7 protein-coding genes are annotated in these 4,370 nt (G+C 57.4%); 3 read left to right on the top strand and 4 right to left on the bottom strand.

Annotation, left to right across the window (positions count from 1 at the left end; translation table 11 throughout):
- Window positions 1-210: 210 nt before the first annotated feature.
- Entirely contained in the window at window positions 211-1,287 is a 1,077-nt protein-coding gene (locus G7020_RS24320; protein ID WP_219852819.1) for a tyrosine-type recombinase/integrase, read from the top strand.
- Window positions 1,288-1,365: 78 nt separating this feature from the next.
- Window positions 1,366-1,626 carry a hypothetical protein gene (locus G7020_RS23535; RefSeq protein ID WP_022676121.1) on the top strand — a complete coding sequence of 87 codons (261 nt, stop codon included), beginning with the start codon at window positions 1,366-1,368 and terminating at the stop codon, window positions 1,624-1,626.
- Between the two features lie 3 nt (window positions 1,627-1,629).
- Here the strand turns inward: G7020_RS23535 and G7020_RS23530 are convergent, their stop codons facing one another.
- Genes G7020_RS23530 through G7020_RS23520 form a run of 3 tightly spaced genes read right to left on the bottom strand, consistent with a single transcriptional unit; the run spans window position 1,630 to window position 3,356 of the window.
- Window positions 1,630-1,884, bottom strand: a complete 255-nt coding sequence (locus G7020_RS23530; RefSeq protein ID WP_301790432.1) for an HNH endonuclease family protein — start codon at window positions 1,882-1,884, stop codon at window positions 1,630-1,632.
- Window positions 1,885-1,905: 21 nt separating this feature from the next.
- Window positions 1,906-2,208, bottom strand: coding sequence for an SCP2 sterol-binding domain-containing protein (locus tag G7020_RS23525; RefSeq protein ID WP_022676120.1), 303 nt, complete (start codon window positions 2,206-2,208; stop codon window positions 1,906-1,908).
- Entirely contained in the window at window positions 2,205-3,356 is a 1,152-nt protein-coding gene (locus G7020_RS23520) for an aromatic ring-hydroxylating oxygenase subunit alpha (protein WP_181087201.1), read from the bottom strand. Before G7020_RS23520 ends, G7020_RS23525 begins: the two co-directional genes overlap by 4 nt.
- A 78-nt stretch (window positions 3,357-3,434) precedes the next feature.
- On the opposite strand from G7020_RS23520, the gene G7020_RS23515 reads away from it, so the two are divergent.
- Window positions 3,435-4,103 carry a TetR/AcrR family transcriptional regulator gene (locus tag G7020_RS23515; RefSeq protein WP_083236627.1) on the top strand — a complete coding sequence of 223 codons (669 nt, stop codon included), beginning with the start codon at window positions 3,435-3,437 and terminating at the stop codon, window positions 4,101-4,103.
- Here G7020_RS23515 and G7020_RS23935 read toward each other — a convergent pair.
- Window positions 4,075-4,370: hypothetical protein (locus G7020_RS23935; protein ID WP_423835688.1), on the bottom strand; the 296-nt coding region annotated here is incomplete at its 5' end. The genes G7020_RS23515 and G7020_RS23935 overlap by 29 nt on opposite strands.

Here is a 4,370-nt window from a genome sequence, read left to right as displayed (position 1 = left end):
GCGTAAGATCGTCCATGGCGGGTGTAGCTCTCCAGAAATGACGTTGATCGGATTAAGCAACCAAATCATACGTCAAATCATGGCTTTACGCTACATCCGCCAACCCCCGATGAATTTTTCGGGCTAGGTACGACCGATCTGCGAGCCGCCCGCGAGCTGGCCGTCGATAAAGATGCTGAAATCCGCGTTTTGCTCAAACATGACCATCCCGTGTTCAATCGCTCGTTCCGGAAAGTGGCGGAGGAATATATCGCCGTGCAGCAGCGTCGCGCTGACACAGGCGAGATTTCCGCCGCGCGGGTCAAAAATCTCAAAAATGTCCTTCTTGGCGCGCTTGATCGCTATGTGGGCAGCACACAGGTTCACCTCATAGGGCCCGATCGCTGGAAACAATATCCGACTTGGCGGCGCGAGAACGGGACGGGCCGACACCGCGCCCAGATCAGCGATGCCACCATTGAGTTCGAGATGGGCGCGTTCAACGCCGCCATGAACTTCGCAATTAGCAAACGCTATGTTCCCGCCAGCCAACGCTTCGAGGGTAAGCCAAAGCTCAAAACCATGCGCCGCGACGAATTCACGTTGGAAGAATATCGCAAGCTGCATGCGGTTGGGCGCGCATGGATTGCCAAGGCCACAAAAGCGCCGAGCGCATGGGCGCGCACCATGTGCTACAATTTCATGCTGATAATGTGCAACACCGGGATGCGTCCACCCGAGGCGAAGAACTTGCGCTGGCGCGACATCATGGTTGCCAAGGATCGTGACGGCAAAGAAATCGTCGTCCTATTCGTCCAGGGCAAGGGCAAGTCGCGCAAGCTGGTCGCGCCGAAGAGCGTGGGTGATTATCTCGACCGTATTCGCGCCATCTCAAAAGCCACGCTACCCGATGATCCGGTATTCACCACCATTACCGGCAAACCCGTCAAATTCCTGTATGAAGACGCCGTTGAGAAACTGCTGACCGAGGCTGAACTCAAAATCGGGCCGAACGGCACTCCGCGTTCAACCTATTGCTTCCGGCATACCTATACCACCTTCCGGCTTAGCGAAGGTGTCGATGTCTATATCCTTGCCGAGCAGATGGGCACGTCGGTCAAGATGATCGAGCAGTATTATGGGCATGTGAACACCATCAAACATGCCGACCGTGTTTTGCAGGGCATGAGTGGATGGGAGCCGATGATAAGCGATCCGGCAGACAGTGGCGGCACGGCCCGCGCATCGGCAGGGGCAAAGGCACGGCTCGCGACGCCAACTCACCGGGCGCGAACGCCACGGCAGTAAATCACCTTCCTATCAGGCCGCGCCCTAACAGCGTCGCGCTGCGATGCGCCGCGTGGGCTCCTATCGCCGGTCGCCGACATGCCGCTGGCATTCTTGGTTAAGCAGATCGGTGCAGATTGCTTTGCAGACCTATGGCGCATCGAGCTTCAATGCGACCTGCCATGCAAGCCTTTCCGCCCGTATCCCGATGCGCCGCTGGCGCACTTGATCGGGACATGGGCCAAGCGGGCAACGGAAATAGGCGCGCCGAGCCTCAAGCACCCCTTTGCCCGCGTCTTCGTCGCAGTTGTCGCCGCTACGCCGCTGGCGAATTCAGAGTGGCGCAATAAAGTGATTTGAAACCTACGGAATGCTCGCAGGACGAGGCCACAGCTGGATTGCCAAGGGCAATAAACCTTGCGCTCGCTTTTGCAGGACGGCCTCATCCCACACGTCTTGATCGGTCAGCAATTGGAAATAGCTGTTCAGCATCAAACTGCTGTTTGCTGCGATTTCTGGGCGCTTCTCGGCAAAGGCACAATTACTCAAAGTCGAGTTATAGCCGGGCGTGGCCAGAGTAAGGTTGCCGATACAGTGCAGCAATCGGTGACCCGTGATGCTCCTATGAAATATCTCCCATCAAAACATGCGGTGCCCCAGCTCGATCAATTTGGCGACGTTGTTCATATCGCCAGTGATGACAATCTTGCCGTTGTTGATAGCCCGGCGTGGGTCAAGCGAGCCGCGCGTCAGCGCCAGCCAGTCGGTCCAGCTAACGGCGATATGTGTGTCTGCTGGCTCCCCCAGTTCCGCGCACCGGACGCCTTGCGCGATACCGTCAAGCAAGACTGCGCCATCATCGCCAAAATCAATAGCCACCCGCGCTCCCGCAATCCACGCGCGGTTTTCGGCCATTTGCCCGATCAGCTCGTCAACGGTCATTCGGCATCCGCCCCGGCCATTTGCCGCGCGATCCAATCGTGAAACGTTTTCACATTATATTCTTCTGGCATCAGGACGCCAGCCTTAAACGGACTGGTGCGCAGACCGCGCTGGTTCAATTCGCACACTTCTTCATCTTCATTTTGCACCTGTTGATTGAACGCAACAATCTGGTGCAGATCGAAATTGGGGTCGGCCAAAGCCGCTGGCGCCACCAGCACCTCGCCAGTGACTTCGGTCTGTTCCGGCCCCTTGGGGCGATAGGACACGATGCTGATATAATCGACATGCGCGACGATGAACAATGTTGGCCAGATCACACAATAGACCTGGCCAGCGTTGCGCTGGTCCTCTGTCAATCCAGGAAATTCGGCGGTGGCGGCCGCTCCGCTTAACGTCCAGCTGCGTGCGCCATCACGCAAGCCATGTTCGGGTTCCATGCTGTCGGGGGTCCAATCGGGCGCATCAGAATAAACGAGCAGCCCTTTTCTATGGATTGGAACGAGGTCGCATAGCGATGGATGAACACCCGGACAATGCAGGCATTCGTTGAAATTTTCCCACAGAATTTTCCAGTTGCATTCAACCAGATGGGTTTCGCGGCTTGCGGTTACCAGCTCGCGCATTGGCCAGTTATCAAGGTCATGCAGGCCAAAGGCATTGTCTGCGCCAAAATCATCGCTGCTTTCCACCGGGCGGACAAACAGCAGCCCATTCCAGTCGATCAGACCAACGCTGCGCAGACCATGATCCGCTTTGTCGAAATCGGGCGCGTGACTGGCCGCAGCGGTACTTGCCAGTGTGCCGTCGGCGTTAAAGCTCCACGCATGATAGGGACATAATATCCGTCCGCCGCGCAAAGGTTGTTCGTCGGCGGTGCACAGTTCGGATCCGCGATGCGGACAGACATTGTGATAGGCGCGGACATCGCCGTCTTTGGCTCGAACCAGCAGGATATTGGTGCCTGCCACATCCACCCGGCGCATCGTGCCAGGGGCTATATCCGACAGCGGCCCGACATAATTCCAGCCTTTTTTCCATATATTGTGCAATTCATCGGCATAAACGTTCCCATCGATATAGCGCGACGGCGGCAGCGACGGGGTGGCCTCACGCAGCAGCGGGGAGAGGGGATGGATCTGTTTCATGATGGCGTCCTGTGTTCTACCTCAGATAAGTACACTTTACCTGTCAGCTGACAGGCTGTCAATTCCAGAGCGTCGCTTATGCAAAATGCCAATTCTCATATTACGATTGACGGGGGCGTTAGCCTGCAAGAGGCGATATCTGGCATTCGCGGACCGCGCCCGGCGCATACCGCTACAGCGTGTGAAATCTTGGATGCCGCTGTGGCGCTGGTCGAAGAAGTGGGCGCAGAAAATTTTTCGGCGCACAAGGTGGCGGAACGTTCGGGCCTGAAGCTGGCTTCGGTACAATATTATTTTCCGACCCGCGCGGCACTGGTGCGCGCAATGATCGAATATTGGATCGATGATTATCATGACCGCCTGATTACCAAACTGACGGGTCAGTCGGCTGATCCAGCAGCAGCCATGCGCGATTATCTGGATTTTCTGATGGTTGAGTCGCTCGCGCTGCGCGGCCGCGCATTCTGGAATTATGTCTGGTCCCTTGCCGATCTCGACGCCGACGTCAGCGCCGCACTGACGCAGTTTATGACGCTCTATCGCTCGTTGTTTGCGCTGCTGATCCGCCGGGTCAATAGCGCGCTCTCCGAACGGGAAGCCCTTCGCTTGGCAGCGGCGCTCAGCAGCATGATCGACGGGATTGGATCGGTGGTGGGGGAAGGCAGGCCGACCGACGCTGACCTTGCCGGCATTGAGGATATGGTCAAGTCCTTGGCATTCAGGATTGCGGTGGAGGTACCCCGTTAAGGTTGCGTGACCATGCAGCAGCGGCGAATGCCGGGGCTGCAAGCAACAGAAACGCGACGGCGATGCTCACTGACCACAGCGGCCCGTGCGATATATCGGCCGTCAGGCCAACCGCCGCTGGCCCCGCCATCATGCCCGCCGCCTGTACCGCAGGCATGAGCGATGCCGCCGCCGAAGCATCTTTTTGTCCGGCTAGCGCGCCCAATTGAAATGGCGCGATAAAGGCACTAGCGCAGGCCCCGATCAGATAATAGCTGACGTAAGTCG

Source organism: Stutzerimonas stutzeri (assembly GCF_013522825.1).
Lineage (GTDB): Bacteria > Pseudomonadota > Gammaproteobacteria > Pseudomonadales > Pseudomonadaceae > Stutzerimonas > Stutzerimonas stutzeri_AK.
The sequence above is the reverse complement of the archived record's forward strand: the minus strand, read 5'-3'. Positions and strand labels throughout refer to the sequence as shown.